1 protein-coding gene is annotated in these 229 nt (G+C 40.6%); it reads right to left on the minus strand.

Translation table 11 applies throughout. The features are described from left to right. Positions 1–39: 39 nt before the first annotated feature. Positions 40–229 (minus strand): hypothetical protein (locus tag E1163_RS29960; protein WP_221417836.1); only part of this gene is annotated, 190 nt, incomplete at its 5' end.

Genomic DNA, 229 nt, shown 5'->3' on the forward strand with positions numbered 1-229 from the left:
AAAAACTAGTACAAACTTTCTCATTTTGGTCAATTAATGTTAATCATTCAGTTGGTTGATGAGTGCCCTCATTTTAATTTTATGTTCTTGTTTGCGGCCTTCTTCCTGTACAGAATTTAGCCATGCCTCATACTGTTCTGCCGGCATCTCCACGTAGCCTTGTTTTTCTATATGCTTGTGAGATCCTACCACCTGCCCGTATACCTTCATGGCCGTTTCATCGCTTTCA

Source organism: Fulvivirga kasyanovii, assembly GCF_009711405.1.
Lineage (GTDB): Bacteria > Bacteroidota > Bacteroidia > Cytophagales > Cyclobacteriaceae > Fulvivirga > Fulvivirga kasyanovii.